Origin of the sequence: Rhizobium sp. 3T7 (assembly GCF_020166565.1) — a bacterium.
GTDB lineage: Bacteria > Pseudomonadota > Alphaproteobacteria > Rhizobiales > Rhizobiaceae > Rhizobium.
In genome coordinates, this window is record NZ_JAIQXS010000011.1 from 94,428 (window position 1) to 121,179 (window position 26,752).

At 59.6% G+C, this 26,752-nt stretch carries 29 protein-coding genes and 1 pseudogene; 11 read left to right on the top strand and 19 right to left on the bottom strand.

Features of this window, described 5'->3' with window-relative positions:
• Positions 1–76 precede the first annotated feature (76 nt).
• A complete protein-coding gene (locus tag K9B32_RS17150) occupies positions 77–847 on the bottom strand; it encodes a phosphatase PAP2 family protein (RefSeq protein ID WP_224564378.1) in 771 nt (256 codons plus the stop codon).
• A 190-nt stretch (positions 848–1,037) separates the two neighbouring features.
• Between K9B32_RS17150 and K9B32_RS17155 the strand changes: the two genes are divergently transcribed.
• Together K9B32_RS17155 and K9B32_RS17160 are read left to right on the top strand one after the other, a co-directional pair.
• Entirely contained in the window at positions 1,038–2,531 is a 1,494-nt protein-coding gene (locus tag K9B32_RS17155; protein WP_224564240.1) for a leucyl aminopeptidase, read from the top strand.
• On the top strand, positions 2,528–2,977 hold the full coding sequence (locus tag K9B32_RS17160; RefSeq protein WP_224564241.1) for a DNA polymerase III subunit chi: 450 nt from the start codon (positions 2,528–2,530) through the stop codon (positions 2,975–2,977). Before K9B32_RS17155 ends, K9B32_RS17160 begins: the two co-directional genes overlap by 4 nt.
• A 3-nt stretch (positions 2,978–2,980) precedes the next feature.
• On the opposite strand, the gene K9B32_RS17165 is transcribed toward K9B32_RS17160, so the two are convergent.
• From K9B32_RS17165 to K9B32_RS17180, 4 genes and pseudogenes are all read right to left on the bottom strand, one after another.
• On the bottom strand, positions 2,981–3,529 hold the full coding sequence (locus K9B32_RS17165; RefSeq protein WP_224564242.1) for a GrpB family protein: 549 nt from the start codon (positions 3,527–3,529) through the stop codon (positions 2,981–2,983).
• A 61-nt stretch (positions 3,530–3,590) separates the two neighbouring features.
• Complete coding sequence (locus K9B32_RS17170) at positions 3,591–4,517, bottom strand: Gfo/Idh/MocA family protein (RefSeq protein WP_224564243.1); 927 nt, start codon at positions 4,515–4,517, stop codon at positions 3,591–3,593.
• A gap of 96 nt (positions 4,518–4,613) precedes the next feature.
• Positions 4,614–4,772, bottom strand: a pseudogene (locus K9B32_RS17175) (polysaccharide deacetylase family protein); the annotation flags it as partial.
• A 100-nt stretch (positions 4,773–4,872) separates the two neighbouring features.
• Complete coding sequence (locus K9B32_RS17180; protein WP_224564244.1) at positions 4,873–6,756, bottom strand: ABC-F family ATP-binding cassette domain-containing protein; 1,884 nt, start codon at positions 6,754–6,756, stop codon at positions 4,873–4,875.
• 189 nt (positions 6,757–6,945) lie between these two features.
• Between K9B32_RS17180 and K9B32_RS17185 the strand changes: the two genes are divergently transcribed.
• Together K9B32_RS17185 and K9B32_RS17190 are read left to right on the top strand one after the other, a co-directional pair.
• Positions 6,946–7,257 carry a hypothetical protein gene (locus tag K9B32_RS17185; protein ID WP_224564245.1) on the top strand — a complete coding sequence of 104 codons (312 nt, stop codon included), beginning with the start codon at positions 6,946–6,948 and terminating at the stop codon, positions 7,255–7,257.
• A complete protein-coding gene (locus tag K9B32_RS17190; RefSeq protein ID WP_224564246.1) occupies positions 7,254–8,858 on the top strand; it encodes a methyl-accepting chemotaxis protein in 1,605 nt (534 codons plus the stop codon). Before K9B32_RS17185 ends, K9B32_RS17190 begins: the two co-directional genes overlap by 4 nt.
• Positions 8,859–8,923: 65 nt before the next feature.
• Here K9B32_RS17190 and K9B32_RS17195 read toward each other — a convergent pair whose 3' ends face one another.
• Complete coding sequence (locus K9B32_RS17195; RefSeq protein WP_224564247.1) at positions 8,924–9,973, bottom strand: sensor domain-containing diguanylate cyclase; 1,050 nt, start codon at positions 9,971–9,973, stop codon at positions 8,924–8,926.
• Between the two features lie 145 nt (positions 9,974–10,118).
• The gene (locus tag K9B32_RS17200) at positions 10,119–10,634 is read right to left on the bottom strand and encodes a DinB family protein (protein ID WP_224564249.1); all 516 of its coding nucleotides are present in this window, start codon (positions 10,632–10,634) and stop codon (positions 10,119–10,121) included.
• Positions 10,635–10,834: 200 nt separating this feature from the next.
• Between K9B32_RS17200 and ndk the strand changes: the two genes are divergently transcribed.
• On the top strand, positions 10,835–11,257 hold the full coding sequence (ndk, locus tag K9B32_RS17205; RefSeq protein ID WP_007800975.1) for a nucleoside-diphosphate kinase: 423 nt from the start codon (positions 10,835–10,837) through the stop codon (positions 11,255–11,257).
• A 69-nt stretch (positions 11,258–11,326) separates the two neighbouring features.
• Here the strand turns inward: ndk and K9B32_RS17210 are convergent, their stop codons facing one another.
• Together K9B32_RS17210 and K9B32_RS17215 are read right to left on the bottom strand one after the other, a co-directional pair.
• Positions 11,327–11,830 carry a hypothetical protein gene (locus tag K9B32_RS17210; protein ID WP_224564252.1) on the bottom strand — a complete coding sequence of 168 codons (504 nt, stop codon included), beginning with the start codon at positions 11,828–11,830 and terminating at the stop codon, positions 11,327–11,329.
• Entirely contained in the window at positions 11,827–12,378 is a 552-nt protein-coding gene (locus K9B32_RS17215; RefSeq protein ID WP_037084032.1) for a CGNR zinc finger domain-containing protein, read from the bottom strand. Before K9B32_RS17215 ends, K9B32_RS17210 begins: the two co-directional genes overlap by 4 nt.
• A 63-nt stretch (positions 12,379–12,441) precedes the next feature.
• Here K9B32_RS17215 and K9B32_RS17220 point away from each other — a divergent pair, with 63 nt between their 5' ends.
• Positions 12,442–13,338, top strand: a complete 897-nt coding sequence (locus K9B32_RS17220) for a branched-chain amino acid ABC transporter permease (RefSeq protein WP_224564255.1) — start codon at positions 12,442–12,444, stop codon at positions 13,336–13,338.
• Here the strand turns inward: K9B32_RS17220 and K9B32_RS17225 are convergent, their stop codons facing one another.
• The 5 genes from K9B32_RS17225 to K9B32_RS17245 all read right to left on the bottom strand — a co-directional run bounded on the left by K9B32_RS17225 (position 13,339) and on the right by K9B32_RS17245 (position 17,563).
• Positions 13,339–13,806: a molybdenum cofactor biosynthesis protein MoaE gene (locus tag K9B32_RS17225; protein WP_224564258.1), complete on the bottom strand. Its 468-nt coding sequence runs from the start codon at positions 13,804–13,806 to the stop codon at positions 13,339–13,341. It lies immediately after the preceding gene.
• A gap of 1 nt (position 13,807) precedes the next feature.
• Positions 13,808–14,062, bottom strand: a complete 255-nt coding sequence (gene moaD / locus K9B32_RS17230) for a molybdopterin converting factor subunit 1 (protein ID WP_132591833.1) — start codon at positions 14,060–14,062, stop codon at positions 13,808–13,810.
• Positions 14,059–14,649, bottom strand: a complete 591-nt coding sequence (gene pgsA / locus K9B32_RS17235; protein ID WP_007800987.1) for a CDP-diacylglycerol--glycerol-3-phosphate 3-phosphatidyltransferase — start codon at positions 14,647–14,649, stop codon at positions 14,059–14,061. Before pgsA ends, moaD begins: the two co-directional genes overlap by 4 nt.
• Before the next feature lie 110 nt (positions 14,650–14,759).
• A complete protein-coding gene (gene uvrC, locus K9B32_RS17240; RefSeq protein ID WP_224564261.1) occupies positions 14,760–16,799 on the bottom strand; it encodes an excinuclease ABC subunit UvrC in 2,040 nt (679 codons plus the stop codon).
• Positions 16,796–17,563 (bottom strand): SDR family oxidoreductase, encoded by a 768-nt coding sequence (locus K9B32_RS17245; RefSeq protein WP_224564264.1) that lies wholly within the window; start codon positions 17,561–17,563, stop codon positions 16,796–16,798. Before K9B32_RS17245 ends, uvrC begins: the two co-directional genes overlap by 4 nt.
• A 362-nt stretch (positions 17,564–17,925) precedes the next feature.
• Between K9B32_RS17245 and K9B32_RS17250 the strand changes: the two genes are divergently transcribed.
• On the top strand, positions 17,926–18,558 hold the full coding sequence (locus K9B32_RS17250) for an outer membrane protein (RefSeq protein WP_224564267.1): 633 nt from the start codon (positions 17,926–17,928) through the stop codon (positions 18,556–18,558).
• Between the two features lie 63 nt (positions 18,559–18,621).
• On the opposite strand, the gene K9B32_RS17255 is transcribed toward K9B32_RS17250, so the two are convergent.
• Positions 18,622–19,461, bottom strand: a complete 840-nt coding sequence (locus K9B32_RS17255) for an oxidoreductase (protein WP_224564270.1) — start codon at positions 19,459–19,461, stop codon at positions 18,622–18,624.
• A gap of 113 nt (positions 19,462–19,574) precedes the next feature.
• On the opposite strand from K9B32_RS17255, the gene K9B32_RS17260 reads away from it, so the two are divergent.
• A complete protein-coding gene (locus tag K9B32_RS17260) occupies positions 19,575–20,480 on the top strand; it encodes a LysR family transcriptional regulator (RefSeq protein ID WP_224564273.1) in 906 nt (301 codons plus the stop codon).
• Here the strand turns inward: K9B32_RS17260 and K9B32_RS17265 are convergent.
• Together K9B32_RS17265 and K9B32_RS17270 are read right to left on the bottom strand one after the other, a co-directional pair.
• A complete protein-coding gene (locus K9B32_RS17265) occupies positions 20,471–21,067 on the bottom strand; it encodes a glutathione S-transferase (protein WP_224564277.1) in 597 nt (198 codons plus the stop codon). The two genes, K9B32_RS17260 and K9B32_RS17265, sit on opposite strands and share 10 nt — an antisense overlap.
• Before the next feature lie 58 nt (positions 21,068–21,125).
• Positions 21,126–21,995 (bottom strand): 23S rRNA (adenine(2030)-N(6))-methyltransferase RlmJ, encoded by an 870-nt coding sequence (locus K9B32_RS17270; protein WP_224564280.1) that lies wholly within the window; start codon positions 21,993–21,995, stop codon positions 21,126–21,128.
• A gap of 83 nt (positions 21,996–22,078) precedes the next feature.
• Between K9B32_RS17270 and K9B32_RS17275 the strand changes: the two genes are divergently transcribed.
• On the top strand, positions 22,079–24,217 hold the full coding sequence (locus tag K9B32_RS17275) for a molybdopterin-dependent oxidoreductase (RefSeq protein ID WP_224564283.1): 2,139 nt from the start codon (positions 22,079–22,081) through the stop codon (positions 24,215–24,217).
• Positions 24,214–24,807: an NUDIX domain-containing protein gene (locus K9B32_RS17280; protein ID WP_224564286.1), complete on the top strand. Its 594-nt coding sequence runs from the start codon at positions 24,214–24,216 to the stop codon at positions 24,805–24,807. The genes K9B32_RS17275 and K9B32_RS17280 overlap by 4 nt, the downstream gene beginning before the upstream one ends.
• Here K9B32_RS17280 and K9B32_RS17285 read toward each other — a convergent pair.
• Both K9B32_RS17285 and K9B32_RS17290 read right to left on the bottom strand, forming a co-directional pair.
• Positions 24,804–25,205, bottom strand: a complete 402-nt coding sequence (locus tag K9B32_RS17285; RefSeq protein ID WP_224564289.1) for a type II toxin-antitoxin system VapC family toxin — start codon at positions 25,203–25,205, stop codon at positions 24,804–24,806. The two genes, K9B32_RS17280 and K9B32_RS17285, sit on opposite strands and share 4 nt — an antisense overlap.
• Positions 25,205–25,444: a type II toxin-antitoxin system Phd/YefM family antitoxin gene (locus K9B32_RS17290; protein WP_224564292.1), complete on the bottom strand. Its 240-nt coding sequence runs from the start codon at positions 25,442–25,444 to the stop codon at positions 25,205–25,207. The genes K9B32_RS17285 and K9B32_RS17290 overlap by 1 nt, the downstream gene beginning before the upstream one ends.
• A gap of 143 nt (positions 25,445–25,587) precedes the next feature.
• Between K9B32_RS17290 and K9B32_RS17295 the strand changes: the two genes are divergently transcribed.
• Positions 25,588–26,751, top strand: a complete 1,164-nt coding sequence (locus tag K9B32_RS17295) for an alpha-D-ribose 1-methylphosphonate 5-triphosphate diphosphatase (RefSeq protein WP_224564295.1) — start codon at positions 25,588–25,590, stop codon at positions 26,749–26,751.
• Position 26,752 lies beyond the last annotated feature (1 nt).

The following is a 26,752-nucleotide window of genomic DNA, read 5'->3' on the forward strand; positions in this document are numbered from 1 at the left end:
GCGAACCGATGCCGCTATGCAGCAAAATCCATCTACGCTCTTTGGTTCGCTTTTGCGACAAGCGGGCGTCGAAAATTCATTCAAATTTCAATTTTTTTTCGCGCTGTTGCGAATCGGTGAGAGCAAGAAGACCTGCGAAGACCACGACGGACGAAAGCCATCCGAGGACCACGTCCGAAAGATAGTGGGCGCCGAAAGCAACTCGCATGGCGGGCGCCAGAAACGAGATTGCAGCAAGTGGCAGTGCAAGTGCCGAACGCGCTGGCTGCGGTATCAGGAAGATAAGACAGAAAACCCAGCCGGCGCCTGCCGCTTCGCCGGAAATGAAGGAGCAGTTCGACACGCATCGTCCGGCCATGGAGCCCGCCTGCACGAAGTCGAGATAGCCTCCAAAATCCAGCGTTTGGGACGGGCGCGGCCTGCCCCAGTATGTCTTGAGGATGAGATTTGTGAGGATCACGGGGCCGATGATCAGCGAGCCAAGAGCGATCTTGAATGCGCGGGCGCGTGTGACATTGAAAGTGGTTCCACAGTGCCAATAGCACTCCACCAGTTTCCACAGCAACACGATGGCGATGAGATACGGAAGCCGGAAAAAGAGCGTTCTCAGGAGCCCAAGGTACGTCTCATGCCGATAGGGAAAGTAACCGCAGTTTTCCCCGAGAGTCGCGGAAGCGCTGCATGCCTCGCGCACAAAAAAATGCGCCGACACGTCGATATCGATCTGCGGAAAGGCATTGAACAGCAGGAGCAGCAGCCACCACAGACAGAAGAGGCCTATGAACGCATGTGTGGTATCGCCGTCAGGCTGCCGTACGCGCCAAGACGCCCTTGTCCTTGCCGACATCAGAAGAGAGAGCAATTTGGAATTCCTGTGGACTTAGTTCCACGGGAGGAATATGCGCCGAAGATGACATCCCGTTAACGAGTTGGCGGCTAGTCGAGTGGCCACGTCTTCGGTCCGAAGACTTGTCTTCGGGGGTGAAACCCGAAATGATCGGATAAAGCGGATTTAGGACAATCCCACTGGAGAAGATATGTCAGCCAAGTTCGATATTTCATTTGCAACCTCCGCCGAGATCGCTGGTGCCTACGCGGTCCTACTGCAGACAAGCGGTGCAGATTTTGCCGCCGGGGCCAAGGTCGCGGACCCAACTGGGGTGATCTCGAGAGCGGCAAAGATCGCTGGCTTCTCCGCCAAGGCGACGACTGTATTGGATCTTGTCGCTCCGGAGGGTTCGGCAGCCGAGCGGCTTATCGTCGTTGGCCTTGGCAAGCAGGAGGATCAGACCGCTCACGATTGGCTCAAGGCCGGTGGTGTCGTGGCGTCCAAGATCAAGAAGGCCGAAAAGGTCGCGATCTTTGTCGATGCGCCGGGCGCCAGCGTCAGCGCGAAAGAGGCGGCGGATTTTGGGCTTGGAATGCTTCTGCGCGCTTACAGCTTCGACACTTACAAAACCAAGAAGAAGGACGAGGACGGCAATAACCGCAATGGACGGGTGGCAGTGACGATCGTTACCGCAAATGCCACCGATGCCGCAGAAGCCTTCAAGGTCTCGGAAGCCGTTGCGGCAGGGGTCAATCTGGCGCGCGATCTCGTGAACGAGCCGCCGAATGTTCTGGGCCCGGTGGAGTTTGCCGCCAAGGCGAGCGAACTGACGAAGCTCGGCGTCGAGGTAGAAATCCTGACCGAGAAGGAGATGCAGAAGCTTGGCATGGGCGCCCTATTGGGCGTTGCGCAAGGCTCTGTCAGACCTCCGCGACTTGCTGTCATGCAGTGGAAGGGCGGCAAGGACAATGAAAGCCCGATCGCCTTCATCGGCAAGGGCGTCGTCTTTGACACAGGTGGCATTTCGATCAAGCCCGCTGCCGGCATGGAGGAAATGAAAGGCGACATGGGCGGCGCTGCCGCGGTCACCGGCCTGATGCATGTCCTCGCGGCGCGTAAGGCGGCCGTGAACGCCGTGGGCATCATCGGCCTCGTCGAGAACATGCCCGACGGAAACGCCCAGCGTCCCGGCGACATCGTCACCTCGATGTCTGGTCAGACGATCGAGGTCATCAATACCGATGCCGAGGGCCGGCTCGTGCTGTGTGATGCGCTCTGGTATTGTAACGACCGCTTCAAGCCCAAATTCATGATCAATTTGGCAACGTTGACGGGCGCGATTCTTGTTGCGCTCGGCAACGTCCATGCCGGCTTGTTCTCGAATGATGACGAGCTCTCTGAGCAGCTGACTGCGGCTGGGCTGACGACGAGCGAGAAGCTCTGGCGCATGCCGCTCGGCAAAGAATATGACAAGCTGATCGACAGCAAGTTCGCCGACATGAAGAACACCGGCGGCCGTCATGCAGGCTCGATCACCGCGGCTCATTTCCTGAAACGGTTTGTGCAGGATACGCCTTGGGCGCACCTCGACATCGCGGGAACTGCGATGGGGTCGCCACAGGACGAGATCAACCAATCCTGGGGCTCCGGCTACGGCGTGCGCCTGCTTGATGAGCTGGTGCGCGCCAACTACGAGTCATGACGGAAGTTCTGTTCTACCATCTGACAGAATCCAAATTGGAGGACGCCCTGCCGCCTCTGCTCGAGAAAAGCGTCGAGCGCGGCTGGCGGGTTGCCGTACAGTTGAAAGACGCGGCGCGGCGCGACCTGCTCGATCATCATCTCTGGACATTTCGCGAGGATAGCTTCCTGCCGCATGGCACTGATGAGGGGGGCCTGGCAGCAAATCAGCCGGTTCTCCTCACGGTTTCCGAAGGGAATGCCAACGCCGCGGCAGTTCGGTTTATTGTCGATGGGGCGGAGCCACCTCCAGTTCAAACCTATCAGCGGATCGTCTTCATGTTCGATGGTCACGACCAAGAGCAGCTGGAAGGTGCCCGCGCGCAATGGAAGAAGCTGAAAGGTGAGGGGCACAGCCTGACATACTGGCAGCAAACATCCGAGGGGCGATGGGAGAAGAAGGCCTGAGCTCTATTGGCCCAGGCCGGAAGCCATCACGACCTCGTCGATGAAAGCCTGCTTTGCCTTGGTATATTGCGCGCGGCTTTCTGCATGCTCTCCGGCCAAGCCAACCTTCAACTGCTCGTAGGCACGTGCGAGCCCGACATCGCTGCGCAAGGCGTCGCGAAAGGCGATCATCCGGTTCCAGTTGTCGCCACGATACTCCACGACATGAACCAGATGGGTCCGGCTTTCATTCTTGATGCCGCGGCCGAAGATGTGATCGTCAGGAACGATGTCGCCACCGGCATAGTCGTAGCCTATTGCTTCCATGGCGCCGATGCAGCGCGGACCGTCATCCAAGTGTTTGACACCGACAAGTATGTCAATGATCGGCTTTGCCTTGATACCAGGAATGGCGGTGCTACCGACGTGCTGCATGTCGATTGCGATGTCCCCGAGCACTTGTCGGATGGCTTGCGCCTCGTTGGCATAGGCTTGTTGCCACAGGGTATTGGGTTCGGCGAGAGAAACCGTCATGTTCTTCAAGCCAAGACCGTAGGACGCATCGTCTCGCATTCCGAACCTCCGTGACAGACCGCGAGCTCTTCACAATATTAGGAGGTTCGGCACGTTTCTATCAATCGTGAAAAGCGTCGACGAATTTGCGCTTGCCGAGCATGAACGCGTCGGCAACATGGCGAAGAGGCGCGAGATCGACGTCGGATTTGCCGGCCTTGACGATTTCCGCGAAGCGACGGTAGAGCGCCGGATATTCCTCTTCCGGCGCCGAGAACTTCAGCTCGCCATTGATCGACAGCTTGGAACCGCCTTCCGCAAGCTGCACATGGCCGGCGTCCGTTTCCGCGAGGATGTCCCAACTCTGCTTGCCGGTTTGTCGCCAGTCGAATTCGGCATAAACAGGCACGTCATCAGCGTTCTTGAAATGCAGATCGGCAGCAATCGGTGCGTCACGATTTTCCGGGAATTCGAGCGTTGCGCCCGTGAGGAAGATCGCTTTCGGCAGAATGTGGGTGACGATCGAAAGGGCGTTGATGCCCGGGTCGAAGACACCGAGGCCACCGGCCTGCCAGATCCAGTCCTGGTTTGGATGCCAATGGCGAACATCTTCCTTCCAGATGACGTGAACGCTCTTGATCGTCGTCGACGCGAGGAAGGACTTCGTGGCTTCAACGGCCGCCGCATAGCGCGAATGCCAGCTCGCAAACAGCGAAACGCCCTTGCTTGCAGCGAGACTTTCAAGATCGGCCACTTCGCTCAGCGTTGCGCCCGGAGGTTTTTCGAGAAAGACGTGCTTGCCGGCGGAAAGCGCCTTATGTGCCGCTTCGTAGCGGTATTGCGGCGGCATGCAGAGGGAAACTGCGTCGATCGCCGGGACTGCATCGAGCATCGCATCGATCGTGGTGAAGCTCTGGATACCCTCGACGGTGCCATGGCGGCTCGCCGTTGCAACGAGCTTGAAGTCGGAATTCTTGGAGATCGAAGGAAGGTGCTGGTCGCGGACGATCTTGCCGACGCCAACGATGGCGAGGTTGATAGGTGACATGCTGGTGGCTCGCGTTCGGTGTTTCGCTCAAAAGTATGATTTATTTTGCGCCTGTTTTAACAGAAAGAAACCGGCGGGCAAGCGTCGATAGCCCCATCAGAGAGACGCCATCTCGGCGGGCGCTGTCGGCTTCTTGAACTGCAGCGTCACGACCTTATACCCCTCGGCCTCGAGCGTTGAAAGAAGCGTCGACAGCATTGTCGCGGTGCGATTGTGGATGTCGTGCATGAGAATGATGCCGCGGCCGCGCTTGTAATGTTGAGACAACCTTGATGATTATCGTTGTCGATCGGTTTCGATCGTCCGGGAATGAACCGAATAGTGCGGTGTCCGACTAGCTCTAGTAGAGCTGTGGCTATCCGGCCATGGCTTCCTCGTATTCCGACGAAAGCTCCAGCCACTGCTCTTCAGCCACAGCGAGCTTTGCGGCAGCCTCGCCACGCTGTTTGGCTTTCTCGGCAGCTTTTGCGGGCGCTTTCTCGTACAGCAGCGGATCCGCAAGTTCTGCATCAAGCGCCTGAATCAGTTTCTCCAGCTTGCCGGTCAAGGATTCGATTTCGTTGATTTTTTTCTTGAGCGGCGCCAACGAAGCTCGCTTTTCGGCATTCAGCTTGCGCTGGTCCGCCTTCGAGGCGGACTCTTCAGCGAGTTGAGGCTTCTCATCCTTTTTTTTGCCCGACGCGACGACGAGGTCGCGGTACTCATCCATATCGCCATCAAAAGTCGTCACGGTGCCGTTGTTGACGAGCCACAATCGATCGACTGTCGCCTCGATAAGATGGCGGTCGTGGGAGATCAGGATGACGGCGCCCTCGTAGTCGTTTAGCGCCTCGATGAGTGCCCGCCGGCTGTCAATGTCGAGATGGTTCGTCGGCTCGTCGAGAATCAGCAAATTCGGCGCGTGGAAGGCGGCGAGACCCATCAGCAAGCGGGCTTTCTCGCCACCGGAGAGATCCTTTGCCGCCGTGGACATCTTTTCGGTTGCAAGGCCCATCTGGGCGACACGCGCCCGCACCTTTGCTTCCGGCGCATCCAGCATCAAGCGGCGCACATGCTCGACCGGTGACTGGTCGGGGATCAGGTCCTCGAGTTGATGCTGCGCGAAGAAGCCGATCTTCAGGTTTGGCGCGAGCTTGACTTCTCCTGCCTCTGCCGACAGGCGGCCGGAAATGAATTTCGCGAAGGTGGATTTGCCGTTGCCGTTGGAGCCGAGCAGTGCGATGCGATCGTCGTTGTCGATACGCAGATTGAGGCCTCTCAAGATCGGCTTGCCGGGCTCATAGCCGACCGCGCCACCGCTGATGGCAACTATGGGGGAGGCCGGCTGCTTTTCCGGCTCGGGGAAGGTGATCGGCTGTACGTGATCTTCGATGACGGCTGCCACTGTGCCCATGCGCTCCAACGCCTTGACACGGCTCTGCGCCTGGCGCGCCTTGGAGGCTTTCGCCTTGAAGCGATCGATGAAGCTCTGCAGGTGTTTGCGCGCAGCCTCGTTCTTTGCTCGTGCCTTTGTCTGCAACTCGTCGGCTTCGGTCTTCTGCCTTTCGAACTGATCGTAGCCGCCGCGATAGAAGGTGAGCTTCTTCTGATCGAGGTGGACGATCGCGTTGACGGCGTTGTTCAGCAGGTCACGGTCATGGCTGATGATGATAACCGTGTGCGGATATCGGCGCACATAATCCTCGAGCCACAATGTGCCTTCGAGGTCGAGATAGTTGGTCGGCTCGTCGAGGAGCAGCAGGTCGGGCTCGGAAAATAGAACCGCAGCGAGGGCGACGCGCATCCGCCAGCCGCCTGAAAAGGACGAGGCCGATCGCGACTGCGCTTCCTGATCGAAGCCGAGGCCGGCCAGAATGGCGGCGGCGCGCGCTTCCGCAGAATGCGCGTCGATATCGACCAGCCGCATCTGGATTTCGGCGATGCGGTGCGGATCTGTGGCGCTTTCCGCCTCCGCCAGCAAGGCTGAGCGCTCCTTGTCGGCTGCCAGTACGATTTCAATCAGCGCGTCTTCTGTTCCTGGTGCTTCCTGCGCCACCTGACCGATGCGGGCATTTTTCGGGATAGATATCGAACCGCTTTCCGAAGCCAAGTCGCCGGTGATGACCCGAAAAAGCGTGGACTTGCCCGCACCATTGCGGCCCACGAGGCCGGCCTTGGTGCCGGCCGGTAACGAAACGCTGGCGTGATCGAGAAGGAGGCGGCCGGCAACGCGCGCGGAAATATCGGAAATCGTGATCATGGGTCGGGTTTTGTCGGAACTCTTGGCCGAAGGCAAGGGCGCCGCGAAGCCGGACGGCACGATGTGGCGGAAAGTTACATAACTTTCGTAACCTTTTTCTAATTGGCGTGTGTTGAAGTGCATTGCACGCCATGATTGTTTCGGCGGTGGGCTCGTGCGATGTCGGCGCGGATTGAAGGATAGGCATTCATGTCCCGCAACGCCGATATTCTCGTGGTGGTCGCGAGTTTTACCTTCATCTGCCTGCTTTCAGCCGTCGCCTTGCTCTTTCCCACCGGCCCGTTCGTCGTCGTTATCGCCTCGCCCGACATTCGGGCAGCGCAAATGCACCAAATGATCGGCGAAGCGGGCGGGCAATATATCGCGGAAGGACGCTACCCATGGATGGCAGTCGCCCATTCCGACCATGCCGATTTCGCGCAGCGCCTCCTCAGGCATGGAGCGCTGCTCGTTACTAACCACTGGATGACCGAGAGTTGTTTGATGAGGGGGAATGTATGAAATCGATCGACAGCCTGCGCATGCGCGTCGCCGGTGGCATTCTGCTGCTGCTCTGGATAGATCTGGGCCTTCTGGCCCTCAGACTGTTCGCCTATTCCAGCCTGCCGGCAATGGTGGTTACTCTCTGCGGCGTCGCCATTGTGGCGTTGGCAACCATTCTCTGGCTCATTGATCGAGCAGGTGCTGTCACCCGTGTGGTATCGTCCATGGCACACGCGGCGCTCGTCGCCTTGCTCGTGTACAGTTTCAGCGGCTCGCCGCTGCAGATTGACATCCATATGTATTTCTTCGCATCGCTGGCGATCTGCGCGGCATGGATCGATTGGCGCGCCATCATCGCCTATGCCGCCGTCGTTGCGGTCCATCACCTGGTGCTTTTCTTCCTGTTGCCGGTGGCGGTTTTTCCCGGAACCTCGGATTTCACGCGCGTGCTTCTGCATGCGACGGTTCTGGTCCTGCAGAGTGCTGTGCTAGTCGCCCTCGTTCACCGAGTAGCCAAAGCGCTCGCGTCTGTGGAAACCGCGGAAGAGGCGGCCGAGCGGGCGACGGCAGCCCAAAGGGCTGCCGAGGAAATGGGAATCAAGATGATGGAGACGGAAGCGCGTGCGGCGGACGAGCGCGCTACGCGGGACCGCGAGCGCATCGAGCAAGCCGAACAGACGCTCTTTGCTGTCAGGCGGCTCGATGAAGCCCTTGCCGCTTTGGCAAATGGTGATCTACTGTTCCGGTTGCAGCAACCCTTCGCTGGTGATCTCGAGCGCTTGCGTACGGCTTTCAACCTGTCTGCCGCGAATCTGCAGGAGGTCATGTTGACGGTCGGCGATGCAGCCAGGGCCGTTCGCTCCAGTTCGTCGTCGATCCGCGATTCCAACAACGATCTTGCCCGGCGTGCAGAACGGCAGGCTGCATCGGTTGAGGAGACCGCGGCTGCCGTCACGCAGATCGTGGGAACCGTCCAACAATCGGCGAAGCGCGCGGAGGAGGCGGGGCAGCTGGTGGCGCAAACCGTTGAGGTGGCGCAGAAGTCCAACGCTGTGGTGGTTGCCGCCGTTGGTGCCATGGGGAGAATAGAGGGATCAGCCAGGGAAATCGGCAATATCGTTGGGGTCATCGACGAGATCGCGTTTCAGACCAACCTTCTCGCCTTGAATGCGGGCGTCGAGGCGGCGCGAGCTGGCGAAGCGGGCAAGGGATTTGCAGTCGTCGCTCAAGAGGTTCGCGAACTGGCACAGCGCTCCGCGGTCGCCGCGCGCGAGATCAAGACGCTGATTGCCTGTTCGGATGCGCAGGTGCGGGAAGGCGTCTCCCTGGTAAACGATACTGGACACACGCTGACGCTGATCGCCGAGAGCGTTACGGATATTCGCGTGCACATCGACGCCATCGTCGAGGGGGCACGCGAACAGTCAGCTGCTCTCGGCGAGATTGGTTCGGCAATCGGTGCGATTGATGCGATCACGCAGAAGAATGCTGCGATGGTTGAGGACTCGACTTCCGCGGCCCGCCTGCTCACGACGGAGGCCGAACGCCTTGAGGATATCCTCGGTCGCTTTGCGGTCGTTGGAAGACAGTCAGTGCTTCGACTGGCGGCGGGAGAATGAGGGCGCAGTACTTTGCGCATAAGCGCATGGTGGCCTTGGGGCGGATGAAAGCTTGAGGCCGGCGCTCAGCGCCCAAACGCTTGCAGGGGCTGCCGGCGGTTTGATTGGGCAGCGTAGAGTGCGACACGCGCATTTGCCTGCAACTGCGATGCCGTCGCTGCGTCGGCGCTCAGCGCGATCCCGAGTGAAATCGTCAGTCTCGTCCCGGTGCTGTTGTCGGAGGTCGCGAAGACCAGGTTGTCCTCCGCCGACGTGCGCAGGCGTTCAGCAATCACGACGGCCTCTTGCATGCCGACATTGGCAAACAGAAAGGAGAATTCGTCACCGTCCGTTCGCGCGACAACGTCATTCTTCTTGATTGATTTACGGAAGATGTCCGCCAGCTTCTTCAACAGCCGGCTGCCGGTGTGTGTGCCGTAGCGACTATTGAATGCCTTGAAGTCATCGATATCGACCATGATGAGAGCGCTGCCGGCGAAGCCTTCGTTGCGTTCATAAAGATCGGCGATTGCCTTGTTGAGCGCGATACGGTTCGGCAGGCCTGTCAGTTTGTCGGTCGCGGAGGCAACCTGCGCCGCCGCCACACCGCGTGCCAGCGTCTCAAGCCGTTCGAGATCGGCTTGCAGCTTCGTCTGCAGCGCCGTTTCTCCGCTTGTCGCTTCCTCAAGCGCTTGCGAGAGATACTCCACCTCGTTCATCAGAGAGGACAGGCTCTGTTGCGGATCGTCGACGATTGAGTTCAATACGGTTTCTGCCGCCCGCGTGAACGCTCGTCTGTGGATAAGGCAGTCGGCAAGGTGCTCTGCTGCCTCACGCAGGAGTTTGGCGGCCTCTGCCTGGGACGTGCTGTCGATCATGCCGCAATGACTGACGAGACGGTACTTCAGGCCGAGATCATCGAGGGAAGCCTGGTTCGGAGCCGAGCCGAGGGATGCGATATCCTGTGCCAAGGCTGCGTTCTGCCCGATGATTGCCTCGTACAGGAGTTCGTAGTTGCGAGGCAGGCCCGCAATGCCGAGACGCGTGATATGCTGGCTGACGCGTTGGATGTCCGTTCCAGAGCCTGGGCGTGAGGCTTCGCGTTGCACCTGTAAATCCGATGCTGCATGTCGCATGACCGTCCCCTTCGCTCTTCGGCCCTCTTCGGCCTGGCGTTGTTCTTCCTATGCGTGCAATGGCTTAAGATAGGTTGAATCCCGACCGTCTGAGGGGGTGTGCGCCCGGGTGGTTCTTGTGACGCGGTTAATGGGTGCTTGATACTCAGTTGTCGAGCCATCGTTTGCCGTCTGCGCGCAGGTAGTATGCGAGGTCGAGGCCGAGACTGGCTTTTCCGAGCGCCGTCAGCGTCATGTGGCATTGGCCACGGTGATGGGTTTGATGATTAAAGAAATGTGAGAGGCCCGACCACAGCGGTTGCCTGATCTCGATCGGCTGGATGATCGGCATGTAGGTGAAGTTCGCAGCAAGAGAGGATTCATCGAGCGTATCTATCCAGTTTATGATCCGCTGGTCTTCGATTTGACGGGCCCCGAGTAGTGACGGAAGATCCTCGTGAAGCACGCTGTCGAGCGTTGAAGGGGCATCGCCGGTGCCGGTAAAGCGCTTCATCCAGATCCGATCGGCCGCCAGGAGATGGTTGAGTGTTCTCTGCAGCGAACCAAAAAAGGCACCCCGATTTTCCTGAAATTCCGCCTCTGTCAGTTCGGACGCGGCGGCGTATACGATCGCGTTGGCCCAACGATTGTAATCCGCAAACATCCTATATTGTTTCAGCATTTTCTCTCCTGCCTCCATTTGGCAGCTGATGTTAAGGCAATTTAGGTCAATCATCTTTGATAAGACCATGAAAGTTGATGATGGTCGGACGGTAGGCTGGAACATGACAGCGGCGTGAAATTGCCGATGCCCACTTGTTTTCGGGCTATCAGACGGGTAAACACCGCCCACTTTTCCCACGGAATAAAGGATTTTGACCAATGGCGATTGAACGCACTTTCTCGATGATCAAGCCGGACGCAACGAAGCGCAACCTGACGGGCGCCATCACCAAGATTCTCGAAGACGCCGGCCTGCGCGTCGTCGCTTCCAAGCGCGTCTGGATGAGCAAGCGCGAAGCGGAAGGCTTCTACGCCGTTCACAAGGATCGCCCGTTCTTCGGTGAACTTGTTGAAACCATGACCTCCGGCCCGACCATCGTTCAGGTCCTGGAAGGCGAAAACGCGATCCTCAAGAACCGCGAAGTCATGGGTGCGACCAACCCGGCCAATGCTGACGAAGGCACGATCCGCAAGGTTCACGCCCTGTCGATCGGCGAAAATTCGGTTCACGGCTCGGACGCTCCGGAAACCGCTGCTCAGGAAATCAAGTACTGGTTCTCCGACACCGAAATCGTCGGCTGATTCAGGCTCTCAGCGAAACCGCTGAAACTGTTGAATTGACGCTGAAAGCCGGGGCTGTGCTCCGGCTTTTTACGTTGAAGGACAGGTCGCAGCGGAATCGTAGTCTACGGTGCCGTCCGGTTTGAAGACCTCAGGGTTCTTCGTATAGAACGGCCCAACGACCAGTGGCTTACCGGGCATGACAGACTGGTCAAGGCTCGAAATTACCTCGGTCTTCAGGCTTTGCAACGTCTCTCCCTTGGCATCGACAAGGCGCACGCTCACGGCGTAAGGCTTGTCCTTCTTGACGCAATGAATTGCCGGGCTCTGCAGCGTGATCTTGTCCCAGAACGGATAGATCTTTTCACTGGTCACTAACACGTCGCCGCCCGCAGGGTTCTCGAATTCCGCGATGGCGACGGTGCCTTCCGGGATCGGCGCCTTCTTGTTGAGGGTCACGACATAGGTCGCAACCGCGATCCGGTAGTTGAAAACGAAGACGCGACCACTGACCTCTACCAGCTTGTCGGTCTCTCGCTGGCACCCCGTCAGCATTGCGGCTGCAACGAAAACGGCCATCGATAGCGCTTTCATGGCGCCTCCTCCTCTTTCCTCCGGCGATAGTGGCGGCTCGCCTTGGCGCGATTGCCGCACACCGCCATGTCGCACCAGGCGCGACTTCTGTTCTTGCTACGGTCGATGAAGAGCCAGCCGCAATTGCGGCAGATCTTCATCCGCTCGGGATCCTGCATCGCGATCAGCCGCAACACCGAATGTGCGGTGGCCGCGTCGAGCCCGTTTGCGTCACTGGCGCCGCGCAGCGTGCGTGCCAGCGCCTCCAGAAGGGTGGCGAGCAGCTGGTCGTCGTTGTCGCCTGAGACGCGAGCCCGGAAATACCTATCCGTCGCCTCGCGCAACTCCAGGAAGTTCCTTTTGTTATGTGGTGTCGGACCAACCATGTCACCGAAGATCGCCCGCTCCGCGCAGAACTCCGCTGCAGCCTGCGGAAAGGTTTCCAGTTGGGCGGGTGCTTCGAAACGGTCGATCCGCCGCGTCTCGTCATGCCTCAGGACGACGCTGTTGGCGACATCCAGTGCCAATGCGCCTCCGGAAAAGCGGTGTGGGGTCCAGGAAAAGCTCATGATGAAAATATAACTGGTAAAATACGTTTTGCTAGTTATGATTTCTGCAATCGGGAGTTCTTTATGGCCTATCTGCTGCAGCAATTGGCGAACGCGGTCCCTGTGGCTGCACTCTACGCTGCGCTCGCGTTCGGCTACGCCATCGCCTTTGGGGTCACCAAGCGCGCCGATATCACCTATGGGGCGATCTTCGCCTTCTCGGGTCAGATCCTGCTGCTCTTCACCGACCTCGGCTACAACAGGCTCTGGCTGATCCTGCCGGCCGCCCTGGCAATGGGGACGCTGTTCTCGTTAATCTATTCAATGCTGGCGGCGGCCTGGATCGGCCGCTCCATCATGCTGCCGCTGGTCCGCCAGTCCTCGAACACAGTGATCGTGGCGGCGCTCGGCATCACCATTGTCCTCATGGAAACGGCCAGGCTTGCATCCGACACGAAAAGCCTGTGGCTTTCGCCCTTCCTGAACAGCGTCGTTGTGTTCTGGAGCGACGGGGCGTTCAAGGTTGCGCTTACGGAGATCCAACTCATCAATACTGGATTGATGTGCGCCATGATCGCGCTTGGCGTTATTATCATGAGGGGGACGTCCTGGGGGCGCCTGTGGCGGGCCGTCACCGATGATCCTCTCGCGGCGGAACTATGCGGCACCAGCGCCGATCGCGTCTTCCTCGTTGCCTACGCGGCGGCAGGCTTGATTACCACAGCATGTGGCATCCTCGCCACTTTCTACTACGGCACGATGGATTTCGGTGCCGGTCTGATGTTCGGCCTCAAGGTCTTGATGGTTGCTGCCGTCGGCGGATATTCGGACCCGTTCAAGTCGGCCGCCGGCGCGGCCGGTCTCGGTGTCGCGGAGACGATGTGGAGCGCCTACGGCCCCTATCTCTGGCGCGATCTTGTGGTGTTCTCGCTGCTTGTGCTTCTTCTCGTCCTCAGCAGGAGGGAGCGAGCGATACCCTGATTATTTCCACTTGTCGCGTGCGGCGTCATCCGCGTCCCTGGCCGCAACCCATTCGCCCGTAGCGCCATCCTTGCCGTGCTCCTTCTTCCAGAAGGGAGCGGCTGTCTTCAGGTAGTCCATCACGAAATTCGCACCGTCGAATGCAGCCTGTCTATGGGGCGCAGCGGCGACGACGAGCACGATATTCTCCCGCGCAGCGATCGTGCCGTAGCGGTGGATCGCCGTCAGGCCGAGGAGCCCGAAGCGTTCGATCGCAAGGCTGGCGATCCGGCTCATCTCCGCCTCGGCCATGCCAGGATAATGTTCGAGTTCGAGCGCTGCGAGCCTGCCGCCTTCGTCACGGCACAAGCCGGAGAATGTCACGATCGCGCCTATGCCGCTGGCACGCGTGCTGAGCCGATCGACTTCCGCCTGAAGGTCGAAATCCTCGCGCTGGACGCGAATATCGGGCTCGACCTTGCTGCTCACGTCAGCCTCCGGTCATCGGCGGGAAAATGCCGATCTCCCTGGCATTCCCGATCGGCTCGTCGTGCTCGACATGCTCCTGGTCGATCGCGACGCGAATGACGTCGGGAAACTGAAGCGCGGTCTCATATTCTTCGCCCATCGTCTTCAAATGATTCAGAAGATCGGCAACGGTAACGACGGAAGAGGGCAGGGCTATCTCTTCTTCAGCCTTGCCGATCCGTTCGCGCACCCAGGCGAAATAGACGAGCTTTGTCATTCTTCATCATCCACGATGTGCTTCAGGCCGGCCCGGAAATAGTCGTAGCCGGTGTAGATCGTCAGAATCGCTGCGATCCAGAGAAGGCCGATGCCGGTCTTCGTCGTATAGGGGAATATTTCGTCACCAGCAGGGCCGGCCAGCAGGAATGCGATCGCGACCAGTTGTACCGTCGTCTTCCACTTGGCAATCCGGGTCACGGGCACGCTGACCTTGAGGGCCGCCAGGTATTCGCGCAATCCGGAGACAAGGATCTCGCGGCAGAGAATGGTGATCGCTGCCCAAATGGACCAGCCGGCGATCGTCTGGTCGGCGGCCACCAGCAGGAGAATGGACGCGACCAGCAGCTTGTCGGCAATCGGGTCGAGCATCCGGCCGATGTTCGATGTCTGATTCCAGATGCGGGCGAGATAGCCGTCGAGAAAGTCGGTGATCGACGCGATGACGAAGATCCACAGCGCCACCCATCGCGCCGTATTGCTGATCGCAAGCTTTCCTTCGAGAAAGAAGCACAGCACGATCAGCGGCACTGCCAGAATGCGGCCGTAGGTCAGCAGGTTCGGTATGTTATAAGCGCGCGATGCCATGAAACATGTCTCTGAAGTGATGTGCCCGTAGATGACGGCTTTGCCCGCAAAGCGTCAACATTGTTTCTTTTTTTTCGCTGCCTTTGCGTGGAATTTGCGACCGTCTCCACCTATTTCGCGGCGTCGTCGTGAAAATGGTTGTAAACCTGCTTGGCGACGGTCTCAGAAATGCCCTCGACGGCCATCAGGTCGGAAAGAGCGGCGCGGGAGACCGCCTTGGCGGTTCCGAAATGCTGCAGCAGGGCGCGCTTGCGCGACGGCCCGATCCCGCCGATCTCGTCGAGCGGATTCTTAACCATCTCCTTCTTGCGCCGGGCACGATGCGAGCCAATGGCGAAGCGGTGGGCCTCGTCACGCATGCGCTGAATGAAATAGAGGACGGGGTCGCGCGGCGGCAGGGTGAAGCTCTCGCGTCCCGGCGGGAAGAAGCGCTCGCGCCCAGCGTCTCGGTCGACTCCCTTAGCGACGCCGATGGCGATCACGCTGTCGGTAATCCCGAGCTCCTCAAGGATGGCGCGCACGGCCGTCATCTGTCCCTGTCCGCCGTCGATCAGGATGACGTCGGGCCAGGCGGGGAAGGACATGTCGGCTGCATCTGCCGGCGGTGCCTGCTGGCTACGGTCCGGAATTCCCTCTTCCTTCATTAGCCGGGAAAAGCGACGGGTCATCACTTCGCGCATCATACCGAAGTCGTCGCCCGGTGTGATGTCGGTCGATTTGATGTTGAACTTTCGGTACTGGTTCTTCACGAAGCCTTCCGGGCCCGCCACCACCATGCCGCCGACCGCGTTGGTGCCCATGATGTGGGAGTTGTCGTAGATTTCGACGCGCTGCGGCGTATAGGGAAGCCGGAACGTCTCCTTGAAGCCCTCGAGCAGGCGTGACTGCGAAGCCGTCTCCGCGAGCTTTCGACCGTGCGCCTCGCGTGCGTTGGCGATCACATGCTCGACCAGATCACGCTTCTCTCCGCGCTGTGGCACGAGGATGGACACCTTATGTCCGGTTTTTTCGCCGAGCGCGGCGGCAAGCAATTCGATTTCCTCGACTGTCTCCGACAGCAGGATCTGCTTCGGCACTGGCTTGTCGTCATAGAATTGCGCCAGGAAGGCGTTCAGCACCTCGGCTGCCGATAGTTGCGGATCAGCCTTTGGGAAGTAGGCGCGGTTGCCCCAGTTCTGTCCGGTGCGGAAGAAGAACACCTGGATACAGGAGACGCCGCCTTCATGATGGATGGCGAAGACATCCGCCTCTTCCACGCCCGCCGGATTGATGCCCTGGTGGCTGGAAACATGCGAGAGCGAGGCCAGGCGGTCGCGGTAGACGGCGGCGCGTTCGAAGTCGAGATCCTCCGCCGCGAGGTTCATCGCCTCGGCCATATGTTCCTTCACCTTCTGGCTCTTGCCGGAAAGGAAGTCCTTGGCCTCCTGAACGAGCTCGCTGTAGCCCTCGTCGCTGATCTCACGCGTGCATGGCCCGGAACAACGCTTGATCTGATAGAGAAGACAGGGGCGGGTGCGCGTCTCGAAAACGCTGTCGGTACAGGTGCGAATGAGGAAGGCGCGCTGCAGCGAGTTGATCGTCCGACCGACGGCGCCAGCTGACGCAAAGGGGCCGAAATAGTCGCCCTTGCGGGCGCGGGCGCCGCGGTGTTTGAAGATCGCCGGGGCGCGGTGGTCGCCCGTGATCAAGATGTAGGGAAACGACTTGTCGTCGCGCAGCAGCACATTAAAGCGTGGCCGCAAGCGCTTGATCAGATTCGCTTCCAAGAGCAGCGCTTCGGTTTCGGTGCGCGTCGTTACGAACTCCATGTTCGCCGTCAGGCGCACCATTTGCGCGATACGGTTGGAGTGCACGCGGCCGAGCGCATAATTGCTAACGCGCTTCTTCAGACTGCGGGCCTTGCCGACATAGAGGACGTCGCCGGCCTCGTTGAACATGCGGTAGACACCCGGACTGTTCGGCAGCCGTTTGACAAATTCGGCAATCAGTTCGGCACCGACGAGGCCGGTTTCGTTGACCCCGCCTTCGTTCCAATCGATCGCACCCGAAATCGGCGCAGCGGAGGCCTCGCTCTCCACTTCAATATCGTCGTCGCTTTCGTCCGTTTCGTCGTAAAGAACGCCGCCGTCCGGCAGCTTTCTTGAGTTCATTCCATAATCTCCGCCACATCGGGCGTCTGCCAGGCAAGGTGCTGGCCGCCGTCGAGGGCAATCATTTGACCGGTGATTGAGGGCGTTTCGTAGAGGAAGCGAATCGTTTTTCCGAATTCCTCGAGCTTCGGCCCTCGCTTGAGGATAAGCGCTGAAACCTGCGCTTGGAAGTCTTCTTGCGACTGCCGTTCGCTTGGCATCGAGGGGCCGGGCCCGATGGCGTTGACGCGGATGCGCGGCGCGAGCGCCTGCGCCATGGTCTGCGTCGCGGTCCACAAGGCTGACTTCGACAGTGTATAGGAATAGAAGCTCGGTCGCAGCGCCCAGACGCGCTGGTCGATAATGTTAACGATCAGACCATCCGCCTGTTCGGGCAGTTGCGCCGCAAAGTTCGCCGAGAGAATCGAGGGCGCGCGGACATGGACGGCGAAATGCTCGTCCCAGGCCTTAGCGTCGATATGGCGGACGGAATCTTCGTGGAAAACAGATGCATTGTTGACAAGCAGATCGATCGGTCCAAGCGTCTCTGAGACCTTCCGTATGAGATCGCTTGTCTCGTCAATTTTCTCGAGGTCAGCTTGCACGGCAACCGCCCGGGAACCGCTTTGCCGCAATTCCGCCGCGAAATTCTCAGCCGCCTCAATCGAACGGCTGGCGTGTATCGCAACCAAAAAGCCATTCGCGGCCAGATCCTCGACTATCGCCCTGCCTATTCTTTTGGCCGCCCCGGTCACGAGTGCCGTCCGAAGTCTTTTCTCGTTCAAAATCATGCCTTCTCGCCGCGAAACTCTATTCGCTGCTTATATAGGCGCGGGAGAAGGTGAGATAAATAGCCGTTTTGATTGCGGCGGCGCCGGAATTACTGTATGTACTATTTAAGAATATAACTGCTTAAAATAAGTATTCATGATTTAACCATTCGTTATGGTTAACAAATATTCTGTTGCGGCAAAGCAACATCGAATTTCAGCCATCCGGGTGCCGCAATCAAATCACAATTTGGCTCTTTCAAATCCTCAATTGGGCATCAATTTCTCTCCCGAACCGCAAGGGACATTTGTAATAGCCCGCGAATGCTTCGCTGTAGGACAGTTGACGAAGGACGCGGGTCTGAAAGGAGACGAGTATGCGTACGTTTATTGCTAGCCTGTTGGTTTCGACCGTTGCCCTTGGTGGGTTTTCCGCCGCTTATGCAGCCGATGCCGTTGATCAGATCCCGGAAGCTCCGGTTGCACAGAATGAACCGGCTCCAGCGGCCAACTGGCAGGGCTTCTATCTCGGCGGCGCCGGCACCTACAACATGGGCGGCTTTGGCGACAAGTACAACGCGCGCGCTCTCGGCGGTCAGATCTACACCGGCTACAATTGGCAGGCTGGCCAGATCGTATACGGTGCGGAAGCCGACATCGGCTACTCCGGCGCTGACGGTGCTGCTGGCGGTGGCACCGGCAAGAACGAAGTCAACGGCTCTATCCGCGGCCGTATCGGTTACGATCTGAACCCGTTCCTGCTGTACGGCACGGCCGGTCTTGCTGCTACGAAGAACAAGTTCAGCAACGCCGCCGGCTCTGACACCGACACGTCGCTCGGCTACACGGTTGGTGCGGGTGCAGAAACCTTCGTGACCAACAACATCACGGCCCGTGTCGAGTACCGTTACACCAACTACGCTGACAGCGACTTCAACATCGGCGGCGCGAACATTTCGCGCGGCTACGACGAGCACAGCGTCAAGGTCGGTATCGGCGTCAAGTTCTAAGCCGAGCATCAACTGCAAAAAAGCCGGGCTCCAGCCCGGCTTTTTTGTCTATGCGAGGAACCCTTAGACCTGCTTGGGGAAATCGGTCGAGACGGCAAGCTCACGCCATGCGGCGAGTTCCTTCGCGACATGCTCGTTCTTCGCTTCGATCACCGCGACGGTGTCGCTGCCGAACGGCATGCGCAGCGGCGGGTTTTCGGCGTGCGCCAAGGTGACCATCGCCTCAGCAAGGCGGGCAGGGTCGCCGGGCTGCTGATGATTATGGCCGGCAGCGAATTCGCGCATCGCGCCGACAGGCGTTTGCTGATAGTCGGCGATCGAACTCGGGCTGACGGCGAGTGAGCTCTCATCCAGAAAGTCGGTGCGGAAAAAGCCGGGCTCGACGACCGTCACCTTGATGCCAAGTGGAGCCACTTCGGCAGCGAGAGCCTCGGACAGGCCCTCGACGGCGAACTTCGTCGAGCAATAGATACCCCAACCGGCATGCGACTCGTAGCCGCCGATGGACGAGATGTTAAGCACATGTCCGGAGCGCTGGCGGCGCATGTGCGGCAGGACCGCGCGGGTAACCTTCAAGAGACCAAAGACGTTCGTGGCGTAGAGCTTCTCGATCTCTTCGGTGGTTGCTTCTTCCACGGCGCCCAGCAGCCCGAAGCCGGCATTGTTGAGCAGCACGTCGATCCTGCCGAAGCGCTCGACGGCTGCTTCCGCTGCCTTGTGCGCAGAGGCTTCGTCGGTCACGTCAAGCGACACGGCGAGCAGATTGGGATGATTGCCGAACTTCTCCTCAAGACCCTTCGGGTTGCGCGCCGTCGCGACGACGGCGTCGCCGGCATTGAGAGCTTCCTGAGCGATAAGGGCGCCGAAACCACGCGATGCCCCTGTGATGAACCAAACACGCATGACGATCTCCTTTGTCCGTTGCGCTGCGATTTGCTTACGGAGTGAAGGTAGCGTATTGGCAGAGATGAGAGAATTTACGTTATGTTTCACAACTTACTGAGAAAAATTCATCAATGAAGCGGGTGCGCTCTACCGACCTGGCGATCTTCCTCGCGATCGCAAATCACCGAAGCTTCCGGAAAGCCTCGGTCGAACTGGGTGTTACGGCCTCCGCGCTGAGCCACGCATTAAGAGCAATCGAAGAGAGGCTGGCGGTTCGCTTGGTCAACCGGACGACCCGCGGCGTGGCCTTGACCGAGGCCGGCGAGCGACTGTTCGATCGCATTCGGCCTGCATTCCTCGATATCGACGCAGCACTCGACGATCTCAACAATTTCCGCGGCCAACCGCATGGCAAGCTACGCATCAATGCGGCGCGGGCTTCCACCAAGCTTGTGCTCTTGCCGATCGTCTCGCGCTTCCTGAAGGCCTACCCCTCCGTCGAGGTCGAGATCGTCATCGATGACGCGCTGGTCGATATGGTGTCATCTGGCTTCGACGCCGGCGTGCGTTTCGGCGAAAGCATTGCCGCGGACATGATCGCCGTGCCGATCGGTCCGCGCCATCGCTTCGCAGTGGTTGCGGCGCCGAATTATTTCGAGGGCAGGGGTAAGCCGGCGACGCCGCACGATCTGCGCGACCACGAATGTGTGCGTTACCGTTTTGCCGGCGGCGCGCTCTATCGATGGGAGTTCGAACGCGGCGGGATCGAACTGGAGATCGAGGTCACCGGTCCCCTGACGCTGGGGGATCAGGACATCATGCTGGATGCCGTGCTACACGGCTGTGGCCTCGGATATCTTTTCGAGGAGCAGGTGCTGAAGGCGGTGGCCGATGGCAGGCTGATACGCGTGCTCGAAGACTGGTGTCCCTTCTATCCGGGCTTCTTCCTCTATTATCCGAGCCGTCGGCAACTGCCGACGGCGCTGCGCGCCTTCATCGATTTTGCCAAAACCGACAAAGGCTTGGCTCAGCTCTGAGGCTTCAGGTCGTCATAGGCGGTAAACGTCTTTTCGAACCGGCGAAGCCAGCCGATGAGTTCGGAATGATCGGCCTCCCACTGGCCCTTGAAGCGCAGATCGAGGTAGCCGAGCGTTGCCGCCAGTGCGAAATGGCCGCCATGCAGCCGCTTACCGATCTTCGGTAGGTGAACGGCGAGGTGATTCAAGCCACTGACGGCCTTCTTCCATTGCCGGTCGATCCAGGGCTGGTGTACCTTTTCCTCGTCGCGGAAACGTCGCTCGTAGACGATTGCGAGAAGGCAGTCGCAGATTCCGTCGCAAAGCGCCTCGAGGATTTCGGCCTCCGTCCGTTTGCCGTTCTTCGAGGGATAAAGCTTCTTGCCTTTCAGTCGGTCGAAATAGTGCATGATGGCGATGCTGTCGAAGATCGACAGTCCGTCGTCGGTGAGCAGTGTCGGGATTTTGCCAAGCGGGTTGTTGTCGACAAGGATTGCCGGGCCGGCATTGGTGTCCACACGGATTTCGATGACATCGAGTTCCAGGTAGTGCGCGGCCATCCGTACTTTGCTGGAATAGGGAGAGCTTGGAGCGCAAAGAATCTTCATGGTCGTTGTTCCATATGGTTATGTCTCGGCGCGACTATTTCGCGCAGCCAGGAGTCGGTCAATCCTCCTTTTCCGCCCTGCTTTCACCGCGTAGCCAGAATGCGCGATGCGAGGCGTAGCGATCCTGCGCCAGATGGTCCTTGAGCGCGGGCAGCAAAGCATGCAGCTCGTCCTTCAACGTGAAGGGCGGATTAACGATAATCAGGCCGGAGCCTGTCAGCCCCGTGATGCCGCGATCGCTGCGCACGCTGAGTTCGGCGCAAAGCATTTTCGGAATATCGAGGGCCTGCAATGACTCATGGAATTCCTTGATCGGCGCGCCCTTCTTCAGCGGATACCAAAGGCAGTAGGTGCCGCCGGGGAAGCGGCGGTAGGCCTTTGCCAGACCATCCACCAGCCGTTCGTATTCGCCGTCCTCCTCGAACGGCGGATCGACCAGGACGATGCCGCGCTTCTCTTTCGGCGGCAGGTGCGCGCCGAGCGACAGCCAGCCGTCAAGCTCGGTGATGCGTGCATGATGATCGCCCTCGAAGAGCCGATGTAGCCGCGCGAAATCCTCCCGATGCAGCTCCATGGCGGAAAGCCTGTCCTGCGGGCGAAACAGCATGCGCGAGAGCTTTGGCGAACCGGGATAAAAGCGGATGCCGCCCTCTGGGTTCAACTCGCGCACGGCGGAAAGATAGGGCTCCAACAGTTCCGCGACCTGTGGAGCAAGCTCTGCATCCAGAAGCCTACCGATGCCCTCGCTCCATTCGCCGGTCTTTTGAGCCTCTTCAGAGGAGAGGTCGTAAAGCCCGATGCCGGCATGGGTATCGAGCACCCGAAACGCCGCATCCTTCTTCTGCAGGTAGCGGATCAGCCGCGCCAGAACGGCGTGCTTGAGCACATCGGCAAAATTGCCCGCGTGATATATGTGGCGGTAGTTCATTTTTGCTGATGCCCGTTATGAATTCGCCTGATCGACGTCATTTGTGACTTTTGGCCGGTTTCCGGTTCGAATATAGAAAAGCCATGAACATTGCGACCCCCATTCACGCCAAATCCGCCAAGTCGAACGTTAGGCTCGGTCACACCGCCTGTCCGCACGACTGTCCCTCCACCTGCGCGCTGGAAGTGGAGATCAGTGACGATGGCCGCATCGGTCGTGTGCGTGGCGCAAATGACCACAGCTACACCTCCGGCGTCATCTGCGCCAAAGTCGCGCGCTACGCCGAGCGACTTTATCATCCGGACCGGCTGATGCATCCCCTGCGCCGAACCGGCGCGAAGGGGGCAGCGCAGTGGCAGCAGATTTCCTGGGACGAGGCGCTGGATGAAATCGCCGAAGCCTTCGTCAAGGCCGAAGCCAGGGGCGGCAGTGAGGCGATCTGGCCTTACTACTATGCAGGCACCATGGGCTGGGTGCAGCGCGACTCGATCGAGCGCCTGCGCCACGCCAAGCGCTATTCCGGCTTCTTCTCGTCGATCTGCACCAATCCGGCCTGGACCGGCTTCACCATGGCGACGGGGACGCTGCGGGGACCTGACCCGCGCGAGATGGGCCGCACCGACTGCGTCGTGATCTGGGGTACGAACGCGGTGTCCACCCAGGTCAACGTCATGACCCACGCCATCAAGTCCCGCAAGGAACGCGGCGCCAAGATCGTCGTCATCGACATCTACGACAATCCGACGATGAAGCAGGCAGACATGGCGCTAATCGTCAAGCCGGGTACGGACGCGGCACTTGCCTGTGCGGTCATGCATATCGCCTTCCGCGACGGCCACGCCGATCGCGACTACATGGCCAAATACGCCGACGATCCAGGCGGCCTTGAAGCGCATCTGAAAACGAAAACGCCGGAATGGGCTGCGGCCATCACTGGTCTGTCCGTGGACGAGATCGAGGCCTTTGCACGGCTCGTCGGCACGACGAAGAAGACCTATTTCCGCCTCGGCTACGGCTTCACGCGGCAGCGTAACGGCGCCGTCGCCATGCACGCCGCTGCCTCCATCGCCACCGTCCTCGGCTCCTGGCAATATGAAGGCGGCGGGGCCTTCCATTCGAACGGCGATATCTTCCGCATGAACAATGCGGAACTGACGGGCAAGTCGATGAAGGATGCGGATATCCGCATGATCGACCAGTCGCAAATCGGCCGTGCGTTGACAGGCGATGCCGTCGCGCTGCGCCATCGCGGCCCGGTCACGGCCATGCTGATCCAAAACACCAACCCGGTGAACATCGCGCCGGAGCAGCGGCTGGTGAAGCGCGGTTTTGCCCGCGACGACCTCTTCGTCGCCGTCCACGAGCAGTTCATGACGGAGACGGCCGAAATGGCCGATATCGTCATCCCGGCAACGATGTTCGTCGAGCATGACGATATCTACCGCGCTGGTGGCCAGAACCACATCCTCCTCGGTCCCAAGTTGGTCGAGTCGCCATCGACGGTGCGAACGAACCTGTTCGTGATCGAGGAGTTGGCCAAACGGCTCGGCGTCGCCGATCGCCCCGGCTTCGGCTTCACCGCGCGCGAAATGATCGATCGGGTTCTCGAGGCCAGCAACCTGCCGGGCTACGATCATTTCCTCGAACACAAATGGTTCGACCGTCAGCCGGATTTCGAGGATGCACATTTCCTCAAGGGATTCGCGCATCCGGATGGCAAGTTCCATTTCCGGCCGGACTGGGTCAACGGTCCCGCGCCGAATAAACCTCCAGCCGCCGTCGGGGCTCTCGGCCCGCACGAGCGACTGCCGTCGTTCCCGGATCAGGTGGATGTCATTGAGGTGGCGGATGCCGAGCATCCGTTCCGGCTCGCAACATCGCCGGCGCGCAACTTCCTGAATTCGAGTTTCTCGGAGACGAAGACCTCGCGCCAGAAAGAGGGGCGACCGGAGCTGATGATGAATCCGACCGATGCTGCCGCCGGCGGCATTGAGCATGGCGACCTCGTGCGGATCGGCAACAGTCGTGGTGACCTGCGCATCCACGTGCGCATCACCGATGAGGTCAAGCCGGGCGTGTTGATCGCCGAAGGTCTCTGGCCGAACAAGGCGCATGTCGATGGCGAAGGCATCAACGTGCTGACTGGCGCAGATCCGGTCGCGCCATACGGCGGCGCGGCGGTTCACGACAACAAGGTCTGGCTGTGCAAGGATGCCGCATGACGAAGTTTGACAAAGCAAAAGCCGAGATCGTCGATGAAAAGACGCTCTCGAGCGGATGGACGCGTCTCAGCGACTTCCAGATCGACTACACGGATTCCGACGGCGAGACACACCGACTGCAGCGCGAGGTCTATCATCGCACACCCGCAGCGACGATCCTGCTCTACGATCTCAAACGGGACACGGTTGTCCTGGTCCGGCAGTTCCGCCTGCCGGTCTACCTTCATGATGAACCGGCCTGGATCATCGAGGCGCCGGCGGGCCTGCTCGATGGCGATGAGCCGGAAGCCGCGATCCGCCGCGAAGCCATGGAAGAAACCGGATTTCGCATTCAAGACGTGCGCTTCCTGTTCAAGGCCTACAGCTCGCCGGGCTCGAGCATGGAGCTGCTGCACTTCTTCGCCGCATCGATCGATACGACCGATCGGGTATCGAACGGTGGCGGACTTGCCGAGGAACACGAGGATATCGAAGTTCTGGAAGTGCCGCTCAGCAAGGCGATGACGATGATTGAGCAGGGCGAGATCGTCGACGCAAAGACGATCATCCTGCTGCAGTGGGCGACATTGAACAGCGAGACGTTGCTCTAGAGCGAATTCGGCCGCAAATGCTCCACGGCGGCGGCTTGTTTCAGCTTTGCATCAGTTGTGACCAGCGGCACAGCCTGTGCCAAAGCGAGCGCCAGATAGGCAGCGTCGTAACCCGATAGTTGATGCCTTCGCGCAAGCCGAACAATCGTTTGGTGATCATCGTCGAACATGGTTCGCAGGGGCAAGATTTCCAGACGCACTAGGCAGCCCAGAATGTCTTCGCTGGCGATCCGGCGATTACGCTCCGCCACGAGTAGAATATTGCGCATTTCATGCCAAAAGAGACCCGGCACAAACGCGTCATCGATCTCCAGGAGAGACAGCGCCGCTTTCGCCTCGACATTTTCCTCGTCCAGCAGCCATGCAGCAGCGACGGACGCGTCCACGACAAATGGCATCAACGCTGCCCTTCGAGCCGCCATTGCTGAATTTCCGCCGCGCTCGCCTTGGCACGCTCTGCGCGCTCGATACGAAGCAGGCGGAAGGCTTGGGCGCGTTCGTTGCGGTCATCGACCTTGCTCAGCCGGGCGACAGGAACGCTGCCGCGTGAAATCTCGTTCTCCTGCCCCGCCTCGACCTGGGTTAGGTGTTCTGAAAGGCACGTTTTCGCCTCTGCAACTTTAACTTTGATTGTCATTTTCTGATCCCAGAGACTTCGCAGGTTAGTCTTCGACGTGAAGTTGATCAACCACATGACCAACTGTCTTTGCGTTCATACCTATGTCATGAATCAGCGCTATGCGCTCCGGCTTGTCACAATTACCCTCTCGGAGCAGATCCATGTGGCTCAGCAATTTTACTCTTGTCCTTCCAGATGAGATCGTGTGCCACGGCTCGGTGCGCGTCGAGGACGGCGCGATCGCTGAAGTTCGGCCGGAGCCAGTCGCCGGTGCTGCCATCGATGGCGGCGGGCGCCTGCTGATGCCGGGCTTTGTCGATCTTCACGGCGACATGGTGGAACGCGAGATCGCGCCGCGCCCGAACGCGCCGATGCCGATCGATTTCAGCATTCACGAACTGGATAAGAAGCTGGCGGCGGCTGGCGTCACGACGGCGTTTGCCGCCGTCTCCTTCGCGACAGAGAGCGTCTACGGTCATGTCCGCTCGCTTGAGACGACCTCGGCCGTCATCGAGGGTATCAACCGGCTTAAGGATGATCTGCTGATCGATCATCGCGTTCATGCGCGCTACGAGATCACCAACCTCGGTGCCGCACCCGCACTCGAGAAGCTGCTCGATGCCGGTCATGTCGACATGGTTTCGCTGACGGATCACACGCCAGGGCAGGGGCAGTACAACAACATCGAGAGCTACATTCTGAGCATTGCTGAACGTCGCGCCATTTCCGAGCAGATGGCCGCCGAGATGGTTACCAAGCGCATCGAGATGCGCGACAATCCGGACATCGAGATCAAGCTGAAGCGGGTCGTCGATCTTGCCCTGAAACACAAGCTTTCGCTCGCCTCCCACGACGACGACAGCGCCGAAAAGGTCGCGCAAATGCACGATCTCGGCGTCACGATCAGCGAATTTCCGGTGACGCTTGCCGCGGCAGAAGAGGCGCGTCGCCGGGGTCTGTGGACGCTGATGGGGGCTCCGAATGCCCTACGCGGACAATCCATGTCCGGCAATCTCAGTGCGCTCGACGCCGCGGCAGCCGGCCTGCTGACGGTTGTCGCCGCCGATTACCATCCCGCAGCCTTCGTGCCTGGCATTTTCAAGATCGCCGATCGCACGAGCCTGCCCCATGCCGTCGCCATGGCGACGCGCAATGCGGCCCGCTCGGCCGGTCTTCTGGATCGAGGCGAGATCGCCCTCGGCCAGCAGGCGGATCTCGTGGTTGTCGAGGTTGGTGACGTGCACCGCATCCGCGCCACGTTCCGCAAGGGCCGTTTCGTCTACAGCGATGGTACGCTGCATCAGCCGCGGGCGCTTGCCGCCTGAG

Bases quoted from the DNA above. Each gene is read 5' to 3' on its own strand.
- K9B32_RS17150 (WP_224564378.1), bottom strand. From the start codon at position 847: ATGTCGGCAAGGACAAGGGCGTCTTGGCGCGTACGGCAGCCTGACGGC.
- K9B32_RS17155 (WP_224564240.1), top strand. From the start codon at position 1,038: ATGTCAGCCAAGTTCGATATTTCATTTGCAACCTCCGCCGAGATCGCT.
- K9B32_RS17160 (WP_224564241.1), top strand. From the start codon at position 2,528: ATGACGGAAGTTCTGTTCTACCATCTGACAGAATCCAAATTGGAGGAC.
- K9B32_RS17165 (WP_224564242.1), bottom strand. From the start codon at position 3,529: ATGCGAGACGATGCGTCCTACGGTCTTGGCTTGAAGAACATGACGGTT.
- K9B32_RS17170 (WP_224564243.1), bottom strand. From the start codon at position 4,517: ATGTCACCTATCAACCTCGCCATCGTTGGCGTCGGCAAGATCGTCCGC.
- K9B32_RS17180 (WP_224564244.1), bottom strand. From the start codon at position 6,756: ATGATCACGATTTCCGATATTTCCGCGCGCGTTGCCGGCCGCCTCCTT.
- K9B32_RS17185 (WP_224564245.1), top strand. From the start codon at position 6,946: ATGTCCCGCAACGCCGATATTCTCGTGGTGGTCGCGAGTTTTACCTTC.
- K9B32_RS17190 (WP_224564246.1), top strand. From the start codon at position 7,254: ATGAAATCGATCGACAGCCTGCGCATGCGCGTCGCCGGTGGCATTCTG.
- K9B32_RS17195 (WP_224564247.1), bottom strand. From the start codon at position 9,973: ATGCGACATGCAGCATCGGATTTACAGGTGCAACGCGAAGCCTCACGC.
- K9B32_RS17200 (WP_224564249.1), bottom strand. From the start codon at position 10,634: ATGCTGAAACAATATAGGATGTTTGCGGATTACAATCGTTGGGCCAAC.
- ndk (WP_007800975.1), top strand. From the start codon at position 10,835: ATGGCGATTGAACGCACTTTCTCGATGATCAAGCCGGACGCAACGAAG.
- K9B32_RS17210 (WP_224564252.1), bottom strand. From the start codon at position 11,830: ATGAAAGCGCTATCGATGGCCGTTTTCGTTGCAGCCGCAATGCTGACG.
- K9B32_RS17215 (WP_037084032.1), bottom strand. From the start codon at position 12,378: ATGAGCTTTTCCTGGACCCCACACCGCTTTTCCGGAGGCGCATTGGCA.
- K9B32_RS17220 (WP_224564255.1), top strand. From the start codon at position 12,442: ATGGCCTATCTGCTGCAGCAATTGGCGAACGCGGTCCCTGTGGCTGCA.
- moaD (WP_132591833.1), bottom strand. From the start codon at position 14,062: ATGACAAAGCTCGTCTATTTCGCCTGGGTGCGCGAACGGATCGGCAAG.
- pgsA (WP_007800987.1), bottom strand. From the start codon at position 14,649: ATGGCATCGCGCGCTTATAACATACCGAACCTGCTGACCTACGGCCGC.
- uvrC (WP_224564261.1), bottom strand. From the start codon at position 16,799: ATGAACTCAAGAAAGCTGCCGGACGGCGGCGTTCTTTACGACGAAACG.
- K9B32_RS17250 (WP_224564267.1), top strand. From the start codon at position 17,926: ATGCGTACGTTTATTGCTAGCCTGTTGGTTTCGACCGTTGCCCTTGGT.
- K9B32_RS17255 (WP_224564270.1), bottom strand. From the start codon at position 19,461: ATGCGTGTTTGGTTCATCACAGGGGCATCGCGTGGTTTCGGCGCCCTT.
- K9B32_RS17260 (WP_224564273.1), top strand. From the start codon at position 19,575: ATGAAGCGGGTGCGCTCTACCGACCTGGCGATCTTCCTCGCGATCGCA.
- K9B32_RS17265 (WP_224564277.1), bottom strand. From the start codon at position 21,067: ATGAAGATTCTTTGCGCTCCAAGCTCTCCCTATTCCAGCAAAGTACGG.
- K9B32_RS17270 (WP_224564280.1), bottom strand. From the start codon at position 21,995: ATGAACTACCGCCACATATATCACGCGGGCAATTTTGCCGATGTGCTC.
- K9B32_RS17275 (WP_224564283.1), top strand. From the start codon at position 22,079: ATGAACATTGCGACCCCCATTCACGCCAAATCCGCCAAGTCGAACGTT.
- K9B32_RS17280 (WP_224564286.1), top strand. From the start codon at position 24,214: ATGACGAAGTTTGACAAAGCAAAAGCCGAGATCGTCGATGAAAAGACG.
- K9B32_RS17285 (WP_224564289.1), bottom strand. From the start codon at position 25,205: ATGCCATTTGTCGTGGACGCGTCCGTCGCTGCTGCATGGCTGCTGGAC.
- K9B32_RS17290 (WP_224564292.1), bottom strand. From the start codon at position 25,444: ATGACAATCAAAGTTAAAGTTGCAGAGGCGAAAACGTGCCTTTCAGAA.
- K9B32_RS17295 (WP_224564295.1), top strand. From the start codon at position 25,588: ATGTGGCTCAGCAATTTTACTCTTGTCCTTCCAGATGAGATCGTGTGC.